The sequence below is a fragment of the Ensifer sp. ENS07 genome (assembly GCF_014852185.1).
GTDB classification, from domain to species: Bacteria; Pseudomonadota; Alphaproteobacteria; order Rhizobiales; family Rhizobiaceae; genus Ensifer; species Ensifer adhaerens.
Map to the genome: position 1 here is coordinate 88,546 of NZ_JACVBE010000014.1, position 22,800 is coordinate 111,345.

General features: G+C 62.0%; 15 protein-coding genes. 8 read left to right on the top strand and 7 right to left on the bottom strand.

Annotated features, from left to right (window positions below; all coding sequences use genetic code 11):
• Positions 1-2: 2 nt before the first annotated feature.
• The 5 genes from IB277_RS30285 to IB277_RS39010 all read left to right on the top strand — a co-directional run bounded on the left by IB277_RS30285 (position 3) and on the right by IB277_RS39010 (position 10,422).
• Complete coding sequence (locus IB277_RS30285; protein WP_192372411.1) at positions 3-3,089, top strand: putative baseplate assembly protein; 3,087 nt, start codon at positions 3-5, stop codon at positions 3,087-3,089.
• Positions 3,082-5,295 (top strand): hypothetical protein, encoded by a 2,214-nt coding sequence (locus IB277_RS30290; RefSeq protein ID WP_060582065.1) that lies wholly within the window; start codon positions 3,082-3,084, stop codon positions 5,293-5,295. The genes IB277_RS30285 and IB277_RS30290 overlap by 8 nt, the downstream gene beginning before the upstream one ends.
• Before the next feature lie 10 nt (positions 5,296-5,305).
• Positions 5,306-9,037: a DUF6519 domain-containing protein gene (locus tag IB277_RS30295; protein ID WP_060519103.1), complete on the top strand. Its 3,732-nt coding sequence runs from the start codon at positions 5,306-5,308 to the stop codon at positions 9,035-9,037.
• 275 nt (positions 9,038-9,312) lie between these two features.
• Positions 9,313-10,005, top strand: coding sequence for a substrate-binding domain-containing protein (locus IB277_RS30300; protein WP_192372413.1), 693 nt, complete (start codon positions 9,313-9,315; stop codon positions 10,003-10,005).
• A gap of 189 nt (positions 10,006-10,194) precedes the next feature.
• A complete protein-coding gene (locus IB277_RS39010; RefSeq protein ID WP_371813717.1) occupies positions 10,195-10,422 on the top strand; it encodes a hypothetical protein in 228 nt (75 codons plus the stop codon).
• On the opposite strand, the gene IB277_RS30305 is transcribed toward IB277_RS39010, so the two are convergent.
• Positions 10,373-11,086, bottom strand: a complete 714-nt coding sequence (locus IB277_RS30305) for a hypothetical protein (RefSeq protein ID WP_371813711.1) — start codon at positions 11,084-11,086, stop codon at positions 10,373-10,375. The two genes, IB277_RS39010 and IB277_RS30305, sit on opposite strands and share 50 nt — an antisense overlap.
• Positions 11,087-11,604: 518 nt before the next feature.
• Between IB277_RS30305 and IB277_RS30310 the strand changes: the two genes are divergently transcribed.
• Together IB277_RS30310 and IB277_RS30315 are read left to right on the top strand one after the other, a co-directional pair.
• Entirely contained in the window at positions 11,605-13,359 is a 1,755-nt protein-coding gene (locus IB277_RS30310) for a lysozyme (protein WP_192372415.1), read from the top strand.
• A 65-nt stretch (positions 13,360-13,424) separates the two neighbouring features.
• Positions 13,425-14,606, top strand: a complete 1,182-nt coding sequence (locus IB277_RS30315; protein WP_192372417.1) for a DUF2235 domain-containing protein — start codon at positions 13,425-13,427, stop codon at positions 14,604-14,606.
• A gap of 534 nt (positions 14,607-15,140) precedes the next feature.
• Here IB277_RS30315 and IB277_RS30320 read toward each other — a convergent pair.
• The 5 genes from IB277_RS30320 to IB277_RS30340 all read right to left on the bottom strand — a co-directional run bounded on the left by IB277_RS30320 (position 15,141) and on the right by IB277_RS30340 (position 20,916).
• A complete protein-coding gene (locus tag IB277_RS30320) occupies positions 15,141-16,367 on the bottom strand; it encodes a transporter substrate-binding domain-containing protein (RefSeq protein WP_192372419.1) in 1,227 nt (408 codons plus the stop codon).
• Positions 16,368-16,370: 3 nt separating this feature from the next.
• Positions 16,371-18,314 (bottom strand): hypothetical protein, encoded by a 1,944-nt coding sequence (locus IB277_RS30325; protein ID WP_113506246.1) that lies wholly within the window; start codon positions 18,312-18,314, stop codon positions 16,371-16,373.
• Positions 18,315-19,193: 879 nt separating this feature from the next.
• Positions 19,194-20,006, bottom strand: a complete 813-nt coding sequence (gene aac(3) / locus IB277_RS30330; protein ID WP_192372421.1) for an aminoglycoside 3-N-acetyltransferase — start codon at positions 20,004-20,006, stop codon at positions 19,194-19,196.
• Between the two features lie 419 nt (positions 20,007-20,425).
• Positions 20,426-20,617: a hypothetical protein gene (locus IB277_RS30335; RefSeq protein WP_192372423.1), complete on the bottom strand. Its 192-nt coding sequence runs from the start codon at positions 20,615-20,617 to the stop codon at positions 20,426-20,428.
• Between the two features lie 20 nt (positions 20,618-20,637).
• On the bottom strand, positions 20,638-20,916 hold the full coding sequence (locus IB277_RS30340; protein ID WP_034799974.1) for a hypothetical protein: 279 nt from the start codon (positions 20,914-20,916) through the stop codon (positions 20,638-20,640).
• A 272-nt stretch (positions 20,917-21,188) separates the two neighbouring features.
• On the opposite strand from IB277_RS30340, the gene IB277_RS30345 reads away from it, so the two are divergent.
• Positions 21,189-21,398 carry a dodecin gene (locus IB277_RS30345; RefSeq protein ID WP_034799975.1) on the top strand — a complete coding sequence of 70 codons (210 nt, stop codon included), beginning with the start codon at positions 21,189-21,191 and terminating at the stop codon, positions 21,396-21,398.
• A 415-nt stretch (positions 21,399-21,813) separates the two neighbouring features.
• Here the strand turns inward: IB277_RS30345 and IB277_RS38320 are convergent, their stop codons facing one another.
• Positions 21,814-22,785, bottom strand: a complete 972-nt coding sequence (locus IB277_RS38320) for an antitoxin Xre/MbcA/ParS toxin-binding domain-containing protein (RefSeq protein WP_060529593.1) — start codon at positions 22,783-22,785, stop codon at positions 21,814-21,816.
• Positions 22,786-22,800 lie beyond the last annotated feature (15 nt).

A 22,800-nucleotide genomic window follows, 5' to 3' on the forward strand; every position in this document is an offset into this window, starting at 1 on the left:
TCATGGCAACGCGCGACAAAAGCTCGCCGTGTGGCGGCATCGACCTCGGTCCGCATCGCCCTGCCAACCGTGCCGGGCTTTCACAGGTGGATTACCGGATCACGACCCAGCCCGAGGCGCTGGCGCGAATGCTGCATCTTCTGCCGCGACACGGGGTGATAGACCCGGAGACCGGTGCCGAGCTCCAGCCGTTGGAGGCGTTGCGGACGCGCGACCTTCGCGATCCGACGATCAGCCTGTTCGACGCCTGGGCCATGGCCTGCGACGTGGTGTCCTTCTATTCGGAGCGCATCGCCAACGAAGGTTTCATCGGGACTGCCACCCAGCGCCGTTCGGTGCTCGAACTGGCGCGGATGATCGGCTATGAGCTCGCCCCCGGCGTGGCGTCCAGCGCCCATCTGGCATTCTCGGTCGAGGACACGGACAATCCCTATCGCGTGGTCCAGATCGGTATCGGTGTGCAAGCGATGTCGATCCCGCACGAGAAGGGCAAACTGCCGCAGATCTTCGAAACGGTCGAAGAGATCACCGCACGCGCCGAATGGAACGACATTCACGCCCGAACCGAGCGTCCTCAGAACCTGGTGCTCTACAACAACCTCGAAAGTGATGAGGACACAGCCAACGGCACGCTCTATCTGTTCGATCTGGACAACTCCTTCGACGACGCCACATTGGCTGATCCTGACCTCGTTACCATTGCTGCCGAGGCGGATCTGGAACACTACCACCCGATGACCCGACGGCTCGATCTGCCCGCCGCGCTGGCGAAACGTATCGAGGATAACGAGACGAACGAAGAGATCGATCCGGTGCTCTACGCGCTGCCGGTGAACGAGGTCTGCCTTAAGGGGCTCGGGCTTAACCTGCGCAAGGGCACCCGGTTGCTGGCGGTGGCGCAGGCGGCGAGCGATGGCGCGCCGGTCACGGCCATACCGATGCGGGTGGTATCAGCCAACGAGGACCGAGCCTTCGGCCTGACGAAAGTCGTTTTGACGCGAAGCGGCAGCGCGCCCGAGAAGGTGCGCCGCGCACCGCCCTTCCGGCTCGCGAAACTGCTCATCGGCATCATGCCCTCGATGCGCATCGCGCTGGGCACTCAGGCAATCGAGACGCATGTGCGCGGCCGGACCTGGTCGGGAGACGGGCTCTCAGCGCTGGTGCAATCCCAATCCTGGCAGCGCGCCAAGATCATGACGCTGGTTCGCCTGCTGGTCTTGCCGCCGCCGGAAAAGGACGATGGCGAGGTACCGGCACTCGGCCTGCATGTCATGCGCGACAGTTCCGGGTTCTTCGGCAGTACTGCGCCGCTCCACGCCACGGTGAACTATGGCACCAAGGCCAATGGGACCTATGACAAGGGTCCCTATACCCACAACTGGGATGGGGCCACAGGTGGATCGCCCAACACGATCTGGCTGGACGGGATGGGGGCAAAGTACATCGACAAAGGCGCCTCCCACGTCTACCTCGACCGCGAGCTGAAGGAATTGCAGCCCAACGGCTGGGCGATCATCGAAAACGCCGCGGGTGGGTCTCTCGGTTTGCGGGTCGTGCATGCGGCGGCGGAATCGCGGGCGGACTACGCAATCACGGGGAAGTCGACCGGCGTGGGGTTCCGCACCGCCAATGGCGGACCGTTGGAGCTCGGCGGCACCGACTCGACCACAATCTACAATTCCTTCCTGTTTCGGGGTTCGCAGATCCATGCGGTCAGCGCGCACCTTCCGCTTGCCGGTGTGCCGTTGTCGCCGGAGCTGCCGCAGAGGTCCACCTCGGTCGAGCTGAACGGGCTTTATCTCGATCTCGAACGCGGACGGCCCGTTTCGCTTTCCGGCGCACGTAACGATGCCGAGGGCATCACCGGCCGCGAGACCCATATCATCGGCGAGGTCCAGCATATCGACGGGATCACCCGGCTGTTGCTGATCGGCGAGACCGCCTGGCCCTATGACCGCACCACCGTGCGCATCAACGCAAATGTCGCACTGGCCACCCATGGCGAGGCGGTGGCCGAAGACCTCGGGAACGGCGACGCCCGGCTGACGTTCCAGACCTTCACGCTGAAGAAGCCGCCACTCACTTACGTCTCAGCCGCCAACGAGGCCGGTCGCGCCTCGACCCTGAAGGTCCGTATCGACGGAGCGCTCTGGCAGGAGGTGACGGCACTGGGTCAGGCCGGGCCGGAAGACCCCGTCTACGAGGTGCGCCTGTCGGACGACGGCAAGGCGCATGTGCGCTTCGGTGACGGATGGACCGGGCGTCGCCTGCCCACCGGATTGCTGAACGTAAAGGCGGAGTACCGCAGCGGTATCGGCCGTGCCGGCGAAGTGCCGGAGGAAGCGATCAGTCAGCTGAGAACCCGGCCGCTCGGTGTGCGCGCAGTGGTGAACCCGTCGCCCGCAACAGGCTCGGCCGATCCCGAGACGCTGGATAGCGCGCGCGAAACCGCACCGGGCACGGTCAAGACCCTCGGGCGCATCGTCTCGCTCACCGACTACGCCGATTTTGCGCGTAGTTTTGCCGGCATCGGCAAGGCCCAGGCGTGCGAGCTGTGGTCAGGGCAGAACAAGGTGATCCATGTCACGGTGGCCCCTGAAGCGGACGCCGAGCTCACGGCAAGCGATCCGCTGATGTCCAACCTTGCCGATGCAATGGCCAAGGCGCGAGATCCTGCACGTCCCCTGATCTTGCAACCCTACGCGCGTCGGTTCTTTGCCCTGACGGCCAAGATTTATCCCGATCCGACCTGCCGCGCCGAGGACGTCAGGTTCTGGGCGCGCCAGCAGATCGAGGCGCTTTTCGGTTACGACGCGCGCAAGCTCGCCCAATCGGTGAGTGCTGCCGAGGTCATTGCCGCGCTGCATCGGGCGCGCGGTGTCGTATCGGTCGATCTCGACGCGCTCGAGGTGCTGCTCGACGGCTCTACCACCGGTTCCGTGGCTGCTGATCTGTCCTCGGTGCTGCCCTCGCTCCCAGCCGTCGGGCCGGGCCAGCGCGGGCAGCGCCACGACTTTGCCCCGGCGCAATTGCTGACCGTGCTGCCGTCGGCGGTCAGCCTGACGATGATGGAGACCGCAAATGTATAATCGCGCGACCGGCAACCTTTTCGAACGGCTGCCCAGCCATTTCCGCACGCGCGATGCCGAAGAGGGTCGTGCGCTTCAGGCGCTGATGGAGATCATGGCACAGGAGCTGGTCATCCTGGAGCGCGACATAGACCAGCTCTACGACGACTGGTTCGTCGAGACCTGCGAGCCGTGGGCACTGCCCTACATCGCTGCGCTGATCGGCGCCCGGCCGATGCGCGAGATCGGGTCCGACCAGATAGGGCTTCTGCGCGGATACGTCGCCAATGTACTGCGCAACCGGCAGGCAAAAGGCACCGCCGCGGCGATCGAGCAGGTGGCGCGCGAAGTGTCCGGATGGTCGGTGGTGGCGGTCGAATTCTTCCAGAGGCTTGCGACCTCGCAGCATATGAACCATGTGCGGCCGGCTGCACCGGCCTTTGCCGACCTGCGCAACACCGCGCGCTGCCGCGCCAGCCGGTCGCCGTTCTCAACGATGGCGCATTCGCCGGCCGCCGGGCAGCCGGGCGCCTATGCCGGGCGCTACAACATTCCGCATCTGGGGCTGTTCATTTGGCGGCGCGCGGCGGCACCGATCTGGCCTGTGGAAAATCCAGCCGCAGGGTACCTGGGCGGCGCCGTTCCGCGTCCCGATGCACCGGATCCGGGGCTTTTGACCTTTGATCCGCTGGGACGCGACCTGCCGTTGGTCAACCGCCCGGCGGCCGACCTGAGCGTGGGTGCGCGGATGACCGCGCGCACCGTGCCTGCGACATTGTCCCGTGATGAGGTCTTCGCCGCGCTCAACGCTGCCCGCGCAGACGGCGCCACTCCGGGCCGCTGGTTTGAGGAGAGCCCGCCGTTCCGGGTGCGTCTGGACGGCACGGAGGTGTCGCCTGAAAAGCTCTTCTGCTGCAATCTGGAAAAGGCCGAAAACGGCACCTGGCGGCGGCCGGCCGTGGCTGGCACGGTGATGGTCGACCCTGAGCTCGGCCGGATCTCGCTGCACGCTTCGGACGAGGGCAAGGCGGTCGAGACCGGTTTTGCCACCGGGCAGCCCTTCGATATCGGCGGCGGCGCCTATGACCGGCGGTCGAGCCTCGAGAAATGGCTGCCCGATCTCGTAGTGCCCGGCGAGGCGCCGCCCTGGCAGATCGGCGTGACGAAGGTGGCGGGCCATGTGACCGACAACCCGCTTCAGGGTGGGCCGGTGGTCGCGAGCCTGCGCGATGCGGTCGACCGCTGGAATGCCCAGGCCACCGCGGGCTCGCGCGGGATCATCGCGGTGATGGACAACGCCACCTATGTCGAGGCGTTGAACGCCACCCATGCAATCACGTTGCCGAAAGGCGCAACGCTGGCGATTGTGGCTGCCGCCTGGCCGGTGGTGGAGGAGCCGGGCGGGGTGCGTCGCCGCTTTGCGGGCCAATTGTCGCCGATGCACCGGCGGCCTCTTGTTCTGGCGCCGGCGATGATCGATGCGGCGGATGCGGGCGACGACCCGGCCGGCTCGCTGGTGATCGACGGATTGGTGATCACCGGCAATCTCACCGCCCGGCCTGGGGGCGATCTGGGGGCACTCCGGCTTTACAATTGCACGGTCGGCGCCTCGGGCGCGGCGCTGGACTATTCGGTGCGTGCCACCACCGAGAATGCCAGGATGGGCCTGGTCCTCGACCGCTGCATTGTCGGCAAGGTGGAGCTACCGCAGGCGACAGGCGCGATCGAGATCACGCGATCGATCATCGGGGAGGATCAGAGCGCCGGTGGCGGCGGGGCAGGGGCTGGCGCCTTGGTGCTGCGCGTGCCGCTCATGGACATGAGCTGCAGCGGCAGTACCGTCCTTGGCCGCACCACCTGCCGCAGCCTGCAGGCGGAAAACAGCATCCTCACTGGGCGGATCACCGTCGAGCACCGGCAGAGCGGCTGCGTCCGGTTCTGCTATGTCGACGAGACCTCGGTCTTGCCGCGCCGCTACCGCTGCGTGCCGCGTGCGAGCGACGACCCCAAGCCGCGGCCGGTCTTCGTCTCGACCCGTTTTCAGGATCCCGAATTCGGACTCTTAAGCCTGCGCACGCCACAGGCCATCCTCGAAGGGGCCGAGGATGGCATGGAGATGGGAGTGGGCTACGCCAACCGCGACCCCGCCCGCCGCGCCAACATCCGCGATGCCATCGAGGAATTTGCGCCATTCGGCCTTGTTCCGGGCTTCATTTACATGAGTTAGGAGGCCTGCCATGACCGGCGATATTTCGAGAAAGACCTTCGATCCTGTCAAGGATTTCAGCCTTGTGGGGATGCAGCAGGGCCGCCTGTTCACCGATGCCGACTGGAACGAACAGGGCGACATCCTGCGCGCCTCGGATCGGGAGACGGCGGCTGATATCATCGGCCCCGCCGGCTTTCCGGAGGACGATGCGGGCTTCGGACTGATCCCGGATGCCGGGACCGGAACGCTGGTGATCACCCCTGGTACCGGATACGTGGCAGGTGTGGGCCATGTGCTGCGCTGGCCTTTTGGCTTTTCGCTGACCCGTCAGTCGGGCACCGGCGGCAATGCGGTCTGGCGGATCGACGATGGCGGGGAGCTGGCTGACGACGACGTGCTGAGCACTGACCCGGCGGGCCTGAGCGTTTTCGTCAAGGTGCGCAACTTCGCTGAGGATGCGAACGGCGTGCGGACCTTCCGTACCACGCCAGCCCTTGGTGATGCCGTGACCCGCGCCTTCCGGCCGGCAACAGTCCAGCGGCAACCATATGGGGCAGGCACGCCGCTTCCGGCGGTGGCCGGCGACTACCTGGCCGTGCTCAAGTCCACAGATCTGATCGTGACCGCACTCGATGAACCGCTGCTGCGCGAGGTGGCTTTCGACGGGCCGGATACGGCCTATCGTGAGCGGACCATCTGGCAAGTCCAGCTGGTCGCGCGCGCGGCGCTCCTGGCGCTTGGATACCAGGCTTCCGACCTGACCTGCCCGGCGCTGTCAAAGGGGTTCGATCCCGTCCTTGCCGACCGTGCGCAGGGCGAGATGCGCGCGCGGGCGGAGCTTTCCGACCTTAGCGCCGGCCCCTGCAACCTTCCGCCCGCCGCGGGCTACCGCAGTCTCGACAATTTTCTCTTCCGCGTCGAGATCCATCTGGCTGGCGACGAGGCGGCGGCGTTCTACAAATGGTCGCGCGAGAATGCCATTCACCGCACGCGATACCGCGAGATCGACGCAGGCGTCTTGGTGGTGGACAGCATCGGCCGTGATGAGATGACCGCGTTGAAGGCGGGCGACTGGATCGAGATCCGCGATCAGGCGGCGATCTATGGGGAGGCGCCTGGCTTCTTCGCCCGGATCGACGAGGTGGTCGGCCAACGCGTCTCGCTTGCCGAACTGCGCGATCCGCTCACGCTTGCGCCACTCCTCAACAACGGTCTCCCGGACACAGACAAGCTTCCGGCGGAGGCATTCGTCACCCGTTGGGAAGGCGGGCTTCCGGCGCAGGTGGACGATGCCGCGGCCGATTGGGCAGATCTGGAGAATGGTGTCCAGATCCGCTTCGAAGCCGGTCAGTATCAACCCGGCGATCACTGGATCATTCCGGCGCGCGCCGTGTCCGGCGATGTGGAATGGCCACGCAATCCGGTCACCGGCGAACCGTTGCCGAAACCTGCAGAAGGACCGCGGCGCAACTATGCGGCGCTCGCCTGGCTCGTGCTCGACGGTGCCGGCGCCTGGACCGTAGCCGAAGATTGCCGCCCGCTTTTCCCGCCGATTACCCGCGCCAAGCAGGTGCTCTACGCCGGCGGCGACGGGCAAGAGGCCCTGGACGATCCCCTGAATGCGGCCGCCTTGGTACCTCTACCAAAGGAGCTTTCCGTCGCGGTGGTGCGCGGCCATAAACCGGTCCAGGGAGAGACGATCCGTTTCACCGTTGCGGAGGGGGCCGGGCAGTTTGGTAACGGCATGCCAACCCAAGAGGCCACCACCGATGGCACCGGCGTGGCGTCGGTGACCTTTAGCCTTGACGGCACGAACCGGGTGCAGCGCGTCTTTGCCCAGCGGCTGGATGCCGCCGGAACACCGACCCATGCGCCCATCAGCTTCAACGCGACACTCGCGCGTGCGACCCACGTCAGTTTCAACCCGGCCAATACGCCCGCGCTTGCGCTCGCCAATACGGTGCAGAAGGCTATCGAGGCTTTGGCGGGGCTCCAGCATGTCGGCTGCACCACGATCGTCATCCAGCCGGGTGAGGACTGGGTGGCCCGGCTGGAGGGGCTCCAGCCGGGCGAGAATGCCTCGATCTGTTTTGCCAGGGGCACCTACACCACCGGGCGCACCGTTGAGATGACCGGTCTTGGTCATATCCGCATCAGCGGCGCCGGGCCCGGGACCGTCCAGATTCTGGCCTATCGCACGGAGGCGGCCATCGCCTTTGCAGCCTGCGCCAGCGTTGTGGTCAGCGGGCTTGAATTTGCAACGCCCGACAGCAACAGCGCGGTCGATCCCGGTCGGAAGATCCACCGTCAGGGCACGCTGGACTTCGGTCACTGCGACGCGGTTGAAGTGCATGGCTGCACGCTGAGTTGCGGCGGCGGCACCTCGACCGAGCGCACCTGCCTGACGGTCCGGGGCTACAGCGAGACGCTGAAGAGCTTGAGGGTCACGCAATCGGTTCGGATCGCCAACAACAGTCTGACGGTCGGCAACCTTCAGGAGGGGATCGTCGTGACCGATGCCGTCGACGTCGATGTGTCCGGCAACATCCTGACCGCCAAGCCGGGCAAGGGCTCGCTCAACATCAAGGCGTTCCTTTCCGACAAGGTCTGGCTAGCCACGACCGCAAACAGCTTCATCACCCGCCCCGTGAAGGGCTATGTCGGCCGGGGCACCGGCTTCAAGGAGATTGGCGTCAAGGAATGGCGCATGACCTTCGACAGTCCAGTGCCGCAGAAGGACTGGGACGCGCTGGTCGCTACAAACCCGCCCGCCGCGGCGGACCTCAAGAACCAGGAAACGTTCGGTCGCTGGGCGCAGGGGCTCGTCGCCTCCGTGGCAGAGAACCCCGACCGGATGCCGGTGTTTCGCAAGCAATTGAAGCGGCTTGGGGACTCGTTCGGCACCCATGGTGAGGGGCTGGACAATACGAAGGTGCGCACCACGCTCCTCGTTTCGAGCGACCCGGTCGTGCAGCGCTTCGATGCGAGATCGGGTGCTGAGCGACAGGTCGTGGTCGAGGCGAACGGGCAGGTCGTCGCCTTCGACAGTGCCTTCAGCCAGAAGGATTGGACGACGCTCATTTCCCGCAGCGGCTCGGCTGCCAAGATCGCAAATGCAGACGAACTTCTGGGGCTGAGCTACGGCCTGGCGAAGAAGGTATTGGAGGATGCCGAGCTCCGCGCCGGGCTGGGATCGGTCCAGAACTGGCTGAAGGGGCTTGAGGAAAACTCGGTCAGCCTGGGGGCGCAGGGCATCGTCTGCGGTGGACGGCGGATGGACAATGTCGCGATCCGGGGCAATGCAATCCGCGCCTTCCAGGTGGGGGTGCGGGTGGCGGTCAGCCACATGCGCAACGCGAATGTGCGGGCCAGATCGGTGTCGATCGACGACAACCGCATGGAGTTGATGGCGCCCTACGCGCAAGCCTATGCCGGTTACGGTGTGCTTGTCGGGAATGTCGATACCCTGCGCATCCGGGGCAACGAGATGGCACTGTCGACCCGGCCGAATTTCAGCAGGTATTTTGCGCAGGGCATCCGCATCTGGGGCTTCATCGGTCACCAGGTGCTGGTGGCGGAGAACCGGATTTCGATGGCCACGATGGGCATCCGCCTGGTTTCGGTCGTCGCGTTCGGCGACGAGGATCCGCACCTTTGGGTGTTCCGCGAAAACCTGATCGAGGGACCGGGGATCCGTGGCTGGAAGGTGACGCCATCCTGGCCGCTCGTCGACCAGAACAATCTGACGCGTAGCGTCTAAGGATGGCCTGACGCCGATTTTCGTTGTATGATTGTGTTTCCTGGCTCTTATGGCAATGATTTTGTGGTGCCACCGGGTTCGAGTCCCTGTCAGGTAAGCGAAGCGGAGCGGGACACCGGTCCGCTTCCCGCATTTTTGCGGTATTATGTAGGAAATGCCACCAAAAGTGCTGCGGCGCTGGCAGCTTTGGTCGTGGTCCGCAGCTTCAGCATTCCCAGCACGATGCTGAGTAGGCTAAACGTATCGAAGTCGTTCGACCGATTTCAGGTGGCCCCATGAATCAGGAAATCCGACTTTTTGGCGCTGTTGCGGTCCGCCCCGCCGTCCTCGATATCATATCTCAGTTCGAAGCGGCGACAGGAAACACAGTTGCGGTCAAGTTCGAACTCAATTCGATAGTAAAGAAGAAGATTGAGGCTGGGGAGCCTTTTGACCTCGTCATAATCAATCCGAACCTGGTTCAGGACCTGATCGCTTTGGGAAAGGTAAAGGCGGGGAGCCAGGTAGCGTTTGGCCGGATAGCAATGGGTGTGGCTGCCAAGGCAGGCAGTCGACTGCTCGACTTAGGTTCCGTGGAGGCGTTCGAACACGCATTAAAGGGTGCCAAATCAATCGCCTATGCCGCTGGCGGAACCAGCGGCGGCTACTTCTCCGGTTTACTGGACCGCCTGGGAATAGCGAACGAGGTGAAGCCCAGGCTGGTGGGCACACCAGGAGGGCAAACAGCGCTGGCCGTAGCCCGTGGGGAAGCCGAGTTGGCGGTCGTTCCGGTGACCTCAATTCTCGCTGCCGCTCCCGATGTCATGCTTGTCGGTCGGTTTCCGGCGGAACTCCAAAGCTACATCGACTTCGCCATTGGCATCAGCGCCGATCCAAGGAACACTGAAATTGCCAAACAACTGTCGGAGTTGCTGACGTCGGCTGACGTCTATGGCACCTTGGCGGCAAAGGGCGTGGAGCGCTGCTAAGGGCATGCCTGACACGCATCGATTAGCAGATGGGCGTCGCGTCACAAGGCAATCTCATGCTCGTGCCCGATCGTCCGCTCTGCGGCTCGATCATCTCGTTCGTGTTTGAACCGCGCCAACGGTCGCAACGGAGTGCCCATCGGTGGCATTTGCTACTTCATCCCGCATTTTTGGGCATGCAAAACCTGTGTGCCGGGTCCGTCCGGACTGCCCGTTTTCCAGCTTCGACGACGTGATCCGGACCCTCAGAAGGTACGTCCGGGGCAGTCCGAGGTGACGATCGGAACGTCGAGCGAGATCACGGCGATGCACCGGGACGGCAGGACGCTGATCTCCGACTTTTTGAGCCGGCTGGTCGTAGGTGACTTCAAGGGGTCTTGGCGGTATCGGTCGTCAGTTGAACCAGAAGATACGTGACGATTGCATCCCGCTTGGCCAACCCCTTGGGGCGGCCCTCGGGGTCCAGGGCAACCAGCGTTTTGCGTGCCAGCTGATCCATTTTTGTGAGCGCTTCGGCGTTCGTCGCGTCGGCTGCGATCGCTTCCTTCGTAAACCCTGGTAGCTCAAGAAGTTTGCCGGCGTCGGGCGCGTCGAGCGCCTCGCGGAATCGTGCCTGGGTCTCAGAACCGTTCTGGCCCGACAGGTAGCTGATCACCGCTCGGCCGTCGGCGGCTGCGGCGAATTTCCCATCCGGGTCCGTGACCACCAACGTCAATTCCGGATCAAAGCTCGACAGTGCCTGAAGGTAGAGGACGACGGCCGACGGGGCGTAGTAACCCGGGCGGCCAAGATGGAGGACAAGCGCTACCGGTCGCCCCGGCGTGAGGGTGCGCGTCAAGCCTTCGATCGCTGCGACGCCCTCCTTCTCAATCGATTGGAAATTTTCGACGACATCCGTAAGGGGCAATAGCTTGACTTCGGATTTAGCGGCCTCGCGAAACGTCAGTGCGACACCGCCCGCGGACAACTCGCTGATCGTCCCAGACGCGATGCCCCAGACCCCGAGCGGGAGCAGAAGCAGCGCGATGAAGGTGGTGCTCTCGCCAATCTTCAGATGTTTGAGGATCAGGGCAAGCAGCACAGCCAGTGGGATGCTTGCGATGGCATATACTATGGCGCTCATGGCTGCCCCCGCTCTAAAATCGAGCTATCGCGTATATCCTTAAACATTATAATCAGCCATTTTGGCTTTAACTGTTACATTTGGAACAGGTTCGTCACCAATCGTCATGTAAAGTATCGGAAGGCTGGCTGAATAAACTCAGTCAAAGGCTATGTCCGATACTAAATGTCAGGGATTTTCGTCCGAAAATCCGACGGATATCCTTGTTTTATCGCCAAAGTGAACGTTTCTCGTTGAATTTTTAACGAGGTGGATCTTTTCCATAGTGTTGCATACGAAACCCGACGACCAACTGACGGCTCTGTCCCAATGTGAAGCAGAGCCCGACGGCGGTTGGACATGCCCTGGCGTTGGTCTGGGCGATTGGCAGGTCCCGCGTGGCGTGACCGTGCCAACTTGAACGCACAGTAAACCGACCATCAGCCGCGGCAGAACTAGCGGGCAACAGCGCGCTACAAAAACGATGGGAGGCTTCCGTGAAGACAAGTGTACGCGGCATATGCGCCATGCTCGCCGAAGAGGCAATCGTCCTATCAGCCTACAACGATGGCACAGGAACCATGACGATCGGCGCCGGACATACGGCGGCGGCCGGTCCACCTGTTCCCCGCTCCGGCCTGACGATCACCCTGACGGAGGCGATCAACATCTTCCGCACCGATCTTGCCAAGTTCGAGGCGCAGGTTCAGGCAGCCGTCAGGACCCCGCTGGCGCAGCATCAGTTCGATGCCCTTGTGTCGTGGCACTTCAATACGGGCGCGATATCGAAGGCAGGCTTGACGCAGAAGCTCAATGCCGGAGACGCTGTTGGCGCGGCCGCCGAATTTGCGCGCTGGAACAAGAGCAACGGCAAGGTGCTCGACGGCTTGGTTGCGCGTCGCGAGCGTGAAGCAGCCATGTTCGCAAAGGGAGAGTATGGCAGCCCGAAGATCCGCGTTCTGGAGAGCAGGGGCGGCCCGGACGAAATCTTCACCGCCGACCAGATCGAGACGCTCCTCGGGGGTGCCCCGAACTCGGAAGAAGAACAGACCACCGAAGAACTGCTGGCCAATCCGATCTCGCAGCTTCTCCCGCTCAACCGGCCCAAGCAATCCGCCGCGCTCACGAACACCGTGCTTCAGGAGTTTAGAAACCTCATCCCGGAAGAGGGGCGTGATGACGCTGTGACGTTGGTCGCCGTGCGCGGCTACTACCTCAACTCGATGGGCAAGGAGAGCGCAAACGATCGCGGCGTCTACGACGACGCGATCTTCATCGTCGAGCCGAGCGGTGTCCACAACTTCAACGCCAATACGGACCCCAGCCGTTTCGGTCGCGGTATCGCGCGGCTGAAGCCACGCCAGGCGATCCGGTACAGACCCGGTCTACACGGGTTTGGGCGCAAGAACGGACCCTATCCCGCCTTCCGGCAGGACAGCGACTGCACGGTCATTCGCGATGAAACCGGTGAGGATACGGATTCGCAGGATGGCCGCTTCTGGATCAATCTCCACCGCGGCGGCGTCACGTCCACCTCCAGCCTCGGTTGCCAGACGGTCCCACCGCATCAGTGGAACGAATTCAAGACCCTCGTAGACGGTCTGCTGAAGAAGCATGGACAGGAGACTTTTTACTACTTGCTCGTCGATCAGGACGATGTCCCACAGGAGGAAACGACCATGCCTGTTATCACGCAGCCGGCACCGGCTCCGGCGACGACCGAGGCGAACCCCGCACAATTGCTGCAACAGATCCTCGCGCTCGCTGCGATGTCGCGCGGACACAAGCCCGCGAACCAGGGCGACATGACCTGGCTGGTCGATGTCTTGCGGGCACTTGTCACCCAACCGACGATCAATGGCGTTGTCCTGAATGGCGCGAAACCGGACCCGCTCGCATCGGTCAGCGACCCTGACCTGACGCCGGTCAACGGTGCGCTCGGAAAGACGCTCGGGAATGCGCTCGACGGCCGCAAGACCGCGATAGGTGCCATCGGCATGCTCGCCACGACCCTTCTGCCAATCTTCTTCCCGCAGCTGGCGCCGGTCACGGCGATCGCTGCACCCTTGATCGAGGGGGCGGCGAACGCGGGCGCCACAGCGGCGGCGACGCATGCTGGCGGAGGGCTCGGCAGCGAGCTTGTAACGGCCGCCTTCCCTGTCTTTGCCGCGATCAGCGGCTGGGGCGTGATGGGCAAGGTTGAAAAATGGGTCCGCGCCCTTCGGGGCGGGCTTGAAGCGCCGGCCGCGTGAGAACCGCGGCTGCTCACGCCAAGACAACAGGGAAACGCACATCAGGGCCATAAAGGAAAAAAGAGATGAAACGCTTGGTTGTTTGTTTCGACGGAACCTGGAACGACGCCGATAGTGCCCGTTCCGAAACGAATGTCGCGCGGATCGCGAGGGCCATTCGCGCTTGCCAGGACGAAAGAGGCGGTATTCCGCAATCTGTCCTGTACCTGCGTGGTATCGGATCGTCCGGCCTGCAAATTCAACGCCTTTTGGATGGCGCGATCGGCACTGGCGTGGATGAGAACATCCGCTCCGGATACATGTTCCTCGCCCAGAACTATGTTTCAGGCGACGAGATCTATCTGTTCGGTTTCTCGCGTGGCGCCTTTTCCGCGCGCAGCCTGGCGGGGCTGATCGCCTCATGCGGACTTCTCAGACGGCAGCGGCTCGGGGATCTGCGCAACGCCTGGCAGTATTACAGAACCACCGAGGACCGGTCGCCGAAGGATTTCGTTGATAGATATTCGACGGATGCGCACCTGGATGTCGAAGTCACGATGCTCGGGGTCTGGGACACGGTCGGCGCGCTCGGCGTTCCCAGCCACATTTTCAGTGGCTTCAACTACAGGGAATATGGATTCCACAATACCACGGCCTCAAAGATAACGCGCCACGCCTACCACGCGATGGCCATCGATGAGTCGCGAGACGAGTTCGTGCCGACGCTCTGGACAGGCGACGTCCCGGCCAATTGCACGATAGAGCAGGTCTGGTTCGCAGGCAGCCATGGAGACGTTGGCGGAGGGTATGTCGACCGTTCACTGGCCGATATCCCGCTGGTCTGGATGGCGCAAAAGGCGCAGGCCTGCGGGCTTGTGATCGACTGGACGATGCTCCCGAAAGGACTCGACGTCAGCGCCCCGCATCACGACTCGCGTGCAGGCTGGTCGCTCAAGGACCGGTTGACGCCGACATTCCGGCAAATCTGCGAGAAGCCGTTCAGGGTGAATTACTACGAAACGCTTTACCGGCCGCGCGATGGACAGGGCATCGCTCAACGCACGATCAACGAATCCCTTCATGAAAGCGTGATCGCGCGCTATGGGCAGACAGTTTCCTTTTCTCCGGACGACAATCCGTCGGCGCGCGCGCAGCAAGTCTACAAGCCCAGAAATCTCGCTCCGCTTTTCAATGTCCCGGTTCGGGGGCAGCGCCCAGTGGCGCCCAATGTGATCGCGGCTCAGACTGCCCAGGTCGCGACCGTTTGAAAACACCTACACGCCCGGTTCATGGGGCTGGACGGGAAGATGCACGGCAAGACGAGGAGGTCTTGCCGTGCATTTTCGTCTGGCCGCTCGTGAAGCCAAAGCTGGAATGGATTTCACCTGAGCCGGAGGTCAAGGCGACACTGCACATTCGCAACCGCATTGCACCGTCATCGGTTTTGTGGAGCCGGACGTCCGTGCCGCAGCGTTTGGGGCCGAGCAACTTTCAGGCGGGCCTCGCTTGACGGCCCACCTGAGAATGCGCCGCAAAAAAGAGATCGCCAGGTGGTGCCCGTGATCTACTGCCATGGTCCAATCCGCTTCACGTGTCCTCACGGACCAGCATTGCCAGCAATCGTGCACTGCCCGCCGGTAAGCGAGCGGCTAGGCACGTTCTAGGCCCTTGCGGGCTTGCGGTCACGCTGCCGAGGGAGAATAGACGATCGGTGGTTAGTCCCAGTGACCGTGACTCCGGTCGCCTCGTCCGTATTCTTGAGCTTACGGATCCCGGCCCACATATGGCGTCGTCGGCGCCGGCTAGCGGTCCGTCTTCGAAATGCTTTGCGAAACCTCGGGCAAATGCACCGGATCTTGCTGCGCACCGGCAGCAGACCCAGGCTTCTCAGTCACGTCGCTTCCCGCCGGAATGCTGTTGATCCGGAACAGGGTGGCGAGATGTTGAGACTTTTGCGTCCCGGGAAAATGACCTGAGAACAGCCGCTCGACGGTTCCGTCCTCGAACATGCCGTAAAGCGCAAGTGTGATGCGCTCGGGGAAATCGGGGAAACGGCGAGATGAGACCACGAGGGCGTAGGGCTCGTAGGTGCCTTCCGTGGTCGGTGTGGTGTCGGCAGCACAACGGGTACCGGTACGTTCGCCATAGTCGGCAAGTGCGGCCTTGATGATATCGACATCCCCGAAATAGCGGGCCAGCCGACCGTTACAAAATTCCTCCGCCGCCTCGGAATGCGAGTCGATTTCTCGCGGGCAGATCATCCAGTTGTCCTGCGTCAGGTGCGCCGCATTGGTTTTCAGCGTGTCGCCGATCGTAGATCCCTTGACGTAGCCCCAGATCTCAAAGGTTCTCTTCTTCTCGGTGTTTTCCTTCGTGGGCTGCTGGAGAGTGAAATCAAACTTCTGTTCCAGCCAGCCGAGAAGGCCGTTTCCGGCGGTTGCTGCAGGTTGGGTCGTACTGGGCGGGGTGGCTTGGTTCGCGGGCACCGACGACCATCTTCTCGTCTTCGGATCTTCGCCCTTTGCCTGTTTCAGCCAGTTGAACACGTCCATGCAGGTCGGTTTGGGCGGTGCGTCTTTGGGAAGGTCTCCGGCTGCCTCTGACGAACGTGGATCGAGATGCGCCTTGACGTATGAGCCGTTCGCCACGAAGACGATGGGCGAGAACGCAAGATAGGGTGCCTGCCCGTTGTAGGCGAAGTTCTGCATCCGCTTGAGCGTGATTGTCGTCGGATCGCAAAGCAGGTCGTAGTCGCCGTCGCCTGTTTTCAGGAACGCGGCTCGTTTCTTTGCGTCCACGCCCTCTTCGCTAAAATGATATCCCGCACGCTGGACGGCCTCGGTGCAGATATCCCAAAAGAAGCCGAGATAGCCTTTGGTGTCTTGGTCCCGCCAGATGAAGGGTCGCGCATCTTCGCGCACCCCAATCCTAATCTCACCGCTGTCAAGCGTCTCAGCACGCGCAGTGTAAGAGAGGACATGCGCTGGGACGAGTGCGGCGACGACGAATTTGGCGAGCAGTGGGCGCATCGGCTACTCCGCGGGTGTTGGTCTTGACGCCACGCGTGCGGGCGTCTTTCCCGAACGGAAGCGCTCGGCGCCGCCGCGTTGGTTGAGAAGAGCAGCCGTGACGCAAAACACCACGACGAAGCCGATGAACGCCGAGAACATCGCCGAGTAGACGACGAGACCTCTATCGATTGCGTCGAGGCTCAGAGTGGTTGCGGGCTTTGTTGCCCATGATGTCAGGTAACGGGTCGCCCCTCCGCAGACGGCCATGACAACCGATGCGCCGACCGCCCAGATCAGGCTTGAGAGATACGTCGGCTGCAGCGAGAGTGACAGTGCCCGAGCCAACCATGCATCGAGCAGGAACGCCACGATCAGGGCAAGTACGGCGCCGCGAACGGCCGTCGGCGCGTTGTATTCGAACGAAAGCTGCAGGAACAGCGAGAGGCCTTGATCGCCGGCGGCCCAACCTGTGTCGAGGCCGGTTTTCCAGAGCTGCAGCCCCATGACGAATACGGCGGCGACGGCCCAGGACACGAAAACGACGAGCACGGCTTGCGGCAACCATGAGGTCCAATGCGCCTCGCGCATGTTCCGCCAACGACGCGACTGCATGCCTGCGTCGCGAAGCGCGAGCGTCACAATCATCGGGATGCAGTAGTTGTTGAACGCGTAGAAGATGTAGGTCAGCGTGCGAGAATAGACATTGACGGGGCTACCCCATACGAGCTCGCTTTCAAACCGACCGGGTAGGAGGCTCCAAAAGAGGCTGACGAAGAGCACGGTGCCGAGGGCCCAGAGCGCAGTCAACGTCGCGTAGGATCTGCGATAGCCAGCGCTTAAATGGGGGTGCAACAGGGCGCCGAGGAACTGCTCGAGCTTTTTCCGGGCAACGACTTGCTGATGTGCCGCCGCCTCGTCTGCCGTCGCCGGCGAGACGACGATGATCTCGTGCTCGACATAGAGCGCGAGCAGGATGCAAAGATCGTCTGCAAGGTCGTCGGCATCCGACGCCAATCGCTCCCAGGTCGCCCTCTTGCGTTCGCCGAGGCTTGCATCGGCGGCTCCGTTGCTGACAGGCGCTTCCTTCGCCGCGCCTGACCCGTAGCCCGACCTCTCGTCCAGATCCACGACCAACTGATCCCGTCGCTTGCTGAGCTCTTCCTCAAGTTTCTGAAAACGCTCCCGCGCGGGGGCGTTGGCGAGCTTCAGCTTGCGGTCGAGGATCCAGGCAGAGACGGAGAAGATCAGTTCCAGATCGAGACGAAAGTCCTCGGGTTCGCTCAACTGATCCTTCGCGGCCGCCTGATAATGATCAATACGCTCCCAATTGCTGCGCGGAATGAGGAGGGTGTTCTTTTCGAGGGATGACGCGCTGTCGGCCGAGATCGCGAGGTCCTTCCGGCGCAGATCTTCACTGGCGCCGATGACGCGGGTGGGAATACCCGCCAGGCGGTGGGCAGCACTTCGCATCCAGTCCTCGAAGCTTCCCAGAAGCGGGAAACTGGGTGCCAGACCGACCATGATCAGCGCGATGGCAAGCGAGACCGATGCGTCGATGCCGATATCGAAGTCCCGCACGACCGACGGAACGACGATGGTGGACAGAGGCTGCATCCAGGTGCTTGCAGCACTGTTGCTGCCCGGGGTGAAGCCTGTGGTGATCGCTACCGGGGCATCGACGGAAGGAACGGGAAGCTTGCTCGCACCGATCGAAAGATCCGGGCCACCGAGCATCGGGAGGAGTTCCGCGTAGGCGCAGAGGAAGAAGTAGATGATCAGAAGTATGAGCGCGTAGCATGCGTAGGCATGCATGACGATGCGCCGCGCCCGAAGCTTGTCGGGCGACAACAGGTTGACAAGCCGCTCCATCTGCCGCCCGCCCTCGTAGGTGACACGGTTGAAGCGCCCGTAAGAATAAAACAGGACTATCGCCGCTCCGAAAAGCAGCGCGACAAGGTTCGGCATGGTGGTAAATCACAGTTTGGAGCAGTGCCTTAACGGCACTGCTGTACCGCCGGGTTGCATTGTGCAGCTGCCGTCGCAGGCACGAATGACGTCAGGGCAATGAGCACGAGCAATAGCTTCATCATGGCATCCTCCCTTGCGATTTTGCTTTTTGATGCAGGAAGCGATCAGTTAACAAGTCGCGTTGTCGAAAGGCATAAGTTGCAAGACAACCGAGTGTTCAAGGAACTACTTTCCCGATTGTATGATACCAAACGCGTCACGGCGTGGATGTTACGTTCGTAACACCTGAAGTCTCTGGGCAGGTGTAATTTACATCGGTCTCTGTGCGTTCCGCGCCGTCGCCAGCGCGGTCACCAATCTCCGGATCTCCAGGCAACGCGCCGGCGAAAGCCGGATGGATGGATCTCTAGCGCAGCCGCGGGCTGCCGCGGAATACCTCAGCAGCTCTACGGGCCGATGCCATGCTCTTTTGGGACGATAGTCGGCGCTTGAGCCGCCGCTGACATTCGATTGGTGTGCGCGGTTGCTTGCGGCGATCCTGAGGCCAAAGCGGCGCGCGAGATTGACGCCGACCGGATAGGACAAAGTCTTCCGTCCGAATGGGGCGGCCCGCATCGTTATGGACTGGGAGGCCTGCCACTGGCTGGCACCAGCTGGTACGAGACGGTCCTTATGGCACCATAAGGGACGCTCCACGGCGAGGTAGGGAACGGCCGCTGCACGGAAGAAAAACCTGACTTGCGCAATCGCGGATCGGGCGGACAGTTCGCGCGAACCGGCTTTGCTCGCTTTCGCGGCCGCCGCCTGGTACACCCACTTTGTCCGTCTGAGCGGCACCGCGACCACCGCCGTATTCGTGGATCCGTTTCGCGGTGCCTACGCACCCTTGCCAAATCGGCTTTCGAGATATGCCACACCAAACGACACGATGTCCCGCGCGTCGAAGAGGTGGCAGATCGCATCTCCGACCGTCCCGCTCCGGTGCCGGCTAGTGGCAACGTAGGCATTCGCAATCGTTTCGACCGCGTCGGCCTGGTCCGCGACCGCAAAACGATCAAGGATGCCGTTGGTGTCAAAGTCTTCGGCGGTCTCCCATACCGTTTCACCATTCGGACCAAGAAGCGGCATCTCGTAAGTCACGCGCCGCTTGCCGGGGATGTCGGCGATGGCTTCCGCATAGTGGAGAGCGGTAACGGAGTTCAAAGGGGCGCCCAGCAAGAGCACTTTTCCCCTAAGTTCGACAAATCGTTGGATTGGCGAGCCATTTCCCAAAGCCTGGCCAAGCCGATGAGGCTCGATCAACGTCTCGGAAAGTGGCCCAACCGCAACCATGGATGCGTCGGGATGAGCGCTACGGCGTGCGCCGGGCGCTTCAACAAGAAACTGGTTGAGCAGGCCGAAACCCGGATAGGTGCGAGCGGTTGCGGGATCGAACGGCGGCCAAGTACGACGCGCTTCATCAGCCATCCGGACGCCATTCAAAGTTTCCTCGTAGGGTGAGCGGTCCCATGAGGCATAGCCCATAAGGGTGCCCGATGACCCAATCGCATCGAGAAGTGCGCCGACAATGGCCGTCGGCCCGCCTTTGACAGCACCAACGGCTTTCAAGGAGGCGTGCACCATCACAAGATCGCCCGTTCGAACGCCCAGTTGTCGAACATCCGTCGTAATTTCAGTCCGGGTTTTCATCGAACCAGTTCAGATTTTCCGAGGTCCTCGAAATCAGGCCGCCAGGGCCAGCACGAGTACCCACGCTACCAGTGAGGGCGAAGGTCAAAGCCAGCATGCTTGTGCGGAGGCCGGCGGGCGACTTGCCAATTGTAGGGCATGAACTGTCTCCTCTCCGAGGCAAACAATGCTTAATTGAGGCTGGATGCAGAGGCGTGTTCCATGCGATGTTTAAAGCGGACGCCCGACGAGCCGTAGCGAGCACCGTGGCCTAGAGGGCCTCGCTCGCGACTTTGGCCGCCATCGATACCAGGAGCGCTGCCAAAGCAACGGCTGTTCCAAACCTCGCGATCTTCATACGGCGTTCGCGACGGCCATTCCAGTCATATCCCATCAGCGTCGCCTCCCGTTCCGCATTTGGTTTGGTCCGCCAAGGGCTTTCAATCGACCTTGCGCCCTGGCCGGCGTTCTTGAAGTAACTTGAGGTATCTGCGCCGGATGCAATCGATGGGTACATCGCCGGTGAATCGCAACTTGAGCAGGACCTCGACCTCGGAATCACGCTCGATCGCCATGCCGCGCTCTGCCCATTTCGCAACGACGCGATCGGCGATTTCCTTCCGCGTGGTCACGAACGTCCCTTTGCTTTGGGTCATTTTCGTTGCAGGGCGAGCGCGCCGGCCTCCCGGCAAACACCCCGCAGCGATGAAGACCGATCCGCAAGGCCTCCCAACGTCCCACTGATGTGATCGGCCTGTTGTCTGGTTAATCTGAACTGCAGCGCCGACACATCCGTGAGATTAGGGTCGACGCTGAATTCGATCCTCAAGAAAACGTCGCCCGTTTCATCGCCTTTTGCCGGCTCGGCTTTCCAGCCGACGATGGTCGAGGACCTGACATTGCCACGCCCGTCCGTACTCCAGTCGTTCATGTGCTTGCAAACCTCTCTCTTTGCGAAAACCAACGACAGACAAGAAGCTCTAGACCGCACGCCAGGAAGAATGTCCGAAAGTGCGCGTATCAGAATTGGTACATACCAGTGTTAAGCAATAGTTTTGATTTATGCATTTGGCATTTAAAAATTACAGGTCGCTAAAAGATTGATGCGACAATAGAGCCAGACACTTCCTTGCGCTGATTGTTAGCGCAAGGATTGCAGCTTGCCTGTAGGATGTCCTTTCTCAAAGCAAACGGGAGGTTGTTATGAGTGATCACGTCTATAAGAAGGTAGAGCTGGTCGGCAGTTCGAAGTCGTCTGTTACCGACGCTATCGAAACCGCGATCGCGCGTGCATCGAAGACCATGAGAAACCTGGAATGGTTCGAGGTCGACCAGATCAGAGGACACATCAAGGATGGCGAAGTCGCGCACTACCAGGTGGTCATGAAGGTCGGGTTTCGTATTGACGACTGAACAGGCGACGCGTGGGCGCCAGCTTGGATCGACTGGCGCTTGCAGCAACGATCGTTGCGCCACGCCGGTAAAACACGCGGCTCAGTCGATCGTGCAGGGTTAGTAAGGGCTACATTCTGTTCCAGCATAAAGCTCCGCGCATGACAGGGGTGTGCCATGGAGCCCCTGCGGGCACGCTGCTGCAGAGCGAAAGAAGACGTGGTGGCCAGGACGCTGGTCAACGAACGCGGGCGCGAGATCATGGCGAGGTTCCGCGGAACCACGCTCGCCGGCTGTCTTTCCCGCGCAGGTGCGCAGCAAGGTGCGGTACAGGCTGAGCGTCGTCTTTGCCAGACCGAGCAACTTGAACACCATCGACGTAAGGTAAGTTTTGCCCCGAAACCCCACCCCTCGAACTACCTTCCGCCCATCAAGTTCAGGACGACAAATCGTCAGGCTCCCCGGCCTTTTCGATCTGCTCCCGGATATAGGATTCGATGTAGTCGAAGACCTCGGCCGCGCCTGCGTCCGTCGCGATCAGATCGATCGGCCGACGGCCGCCGAGATGCACGCTTTCTCTGCGTGCCCATTTCAGGATCTCGCCTTCGCCTCGCAGGACCGGGCGCGCCATCTCCAGCATTTTCGCAAGGTGATGCGGCTTCGCATACCATGAGTGTGGCTTGATGCTGGCACGACGGCGGCCGGGAACGACATCCGGCAATTGCGAGGCGCGCAGCTCTTCATCCAAAATATGCCGCCGCACCCAATGGGCGAGCTTCGCAAGCGAGACGTTCGCCTCGCGCTCAAGATCGCCGCCAGCGCCGACATTGCGCGTCGGGATCACCAGCCCACGGACGATATGGGGGCAACGCGCTTTCAGCATCTCAAGTGCCGGCGCCAGGTCCGTGTCATTGGTGACAAGTACCACTTGGTCGACGTCCCCGCTCAGCGCGTCGTCGTAGAGTTGGAGCGCCAGATTCACATCCGACTGCTTTTCCTCAAGCTTCCACACCTGGATCTTGTCGCAGTCACGCGGCCAGCGTTTCGGATCATCCGCCGGAACGATATGCTGGTTGGCCTTGTAGAGCGAATAATAGCCCATCACGAAGGAAAGCCGTCCGGCACAATGCGCCGTCAGGGCATTGTGGTAGTGAGCCTGCGACGAGACCGAATCCTCTCCCTTGGCCGCGCTGTCGATAATCTTCGCCGTGAAGTATTTAATCGCACAGTCCGGGTGCAGGATCATCGTCGCCGGATCGGCGCCCGGTTCGGGACGATAAAGGATGCTCGGCAGTATATGCGCCTCGAATAGGGCGAGAACATCGAGCCATTTAAACGCGGTCTTGCGTAGGCATCCATAATAGAGATTATAGCCGTCGATATAGACGCGTGTTCGTAACGCTGGCACTCCTTGCTCCCGGGC

Bases quoted from the DNA above. Each gene is read 5' to 3' on its own strand.
- IB277_RS30290 (WP_060582065.1), top strand. From the start codon at position 3,082: ATGTATAATCGCGCGACCGGCAACCTTTTCGAACGGCTGCCCAGCCAT.
- IB277_RS30340 (WP_034799974.1), bottom strand. From the start codon at position 20,916: ATGAACGACTGGAGTACGGACGGGCGTGGCAATGTCAGGTCCTCGACC.
- IB277_RS30325 (WP_113506246.1), bottom strand. From the start codon at position 18,314: ATGCCGAACCTTGTCGCGCTGCTTTTCGGAGCGGCGATAGTCCTGTTT.
- IB277_RS30295 (WP_060519103.1), top strand. From the start codon at position 5,306: ATGACCGGCGATATTTCGAGAAAGACCTTCGATCCTGTCAAGGATTTC.
- IB277_RS30320 (WP_192372419.1), bottom strand. From the start codon at position 16,367: ATGCGCCCACTGCTCGCCAAATTCGTCGTCGCCGCACTCGTCCCAGCG.
- IB277_RS30345 (WP_034799975.1), top strand. From the start codon at position 21,189: ATGAGTGATCACGTCTATAAGAAGGTAGAGCTGGTCGGCAGTTCGAAG.
- IB277_RS30315 (WP_192372417.1), top strand. From the start codon at position 13,425: ATGAAACGCTTGGTTGTTTGTTTCGACGGAACCTGGAACGACGCCGAT.
- IB277_RS30285 (WP_192372411.1), top strand. From the start codon at position 3: ATGGCAACGCGCGACAAAAGCTCGCCGTGTGGCGGCATCGACCTCGGT.
- IB277_RS30300 (WP_192372413.1), top strand. From the start codon at position 9,313: ATGAATCAGGAAATCCGACTTTTTGGCGCTGTTGCGGTCCGCCCCGCC.